This window comes from Microbacterium sp. KNMS, assembly GCF_053851835.1.
In genome coordinates, this window is sequence record NZ_JBSQBP010000068.1 from 1 (window position 1) to 533 (window position 533).

Annotated in this window: 1 protein-coding gene; it reads left to right on the top strand. The window is 76.4% G+C overall.

The window, feature by feature from the left end:
• The coding region (locus ACWXWW_RS17870; RefSeq protein ID WP_455971332.1) for a hypothetical protein at nt 1–533 on the top strand (533 nt) is incomplete at both ends.

Genomic DNA, 533 nt, shown 5'->3' on the forward strand with positions numbered 1-533 from the left:
TACGGGTGCCGCACCGGGCTCGAGCTGCTCGAACGGCTCACCGGGGCGTCGAACCGGGAGCTGCGCGGGCGGGTGCGGCTGGATGAAGCCACCCGCACCCGCACCACCCTGACCGGGCAGGACCTCGATCCCCGGTGCGTGCACGTGGCCGCCGGGCTCGCGTCCGGGCTGCTCGGCGCGGAAGCGGCCGCGGGGATCGTGAAGGCCGTCGACACCGCCCGCCGCGGCGGCGGGCACCCCGACCGGGTCGAGCTCATGGAACGCCACCTCGTCGCCCTCGCCACCGGCACCATCACCCCCGACACCGACCCCGACACGGGCGTTGCCAGCGCGGACGCGGCCGACGCGGACGCGGAGGCGGACACGATGGCGGGGCGGGATCCGCTGGAGGAGCTCGCGCCGGTCCCGCCGCTGTCGGTGGTGAACGTGCACGCGCAGGCGTGGATCGACGTGCTCACCGCCGACGGCACCGAACCCGACCCCGACCGGCCCGAACGCGACCGCACCCTGACCCTCACACCCCTGCCCAGCGG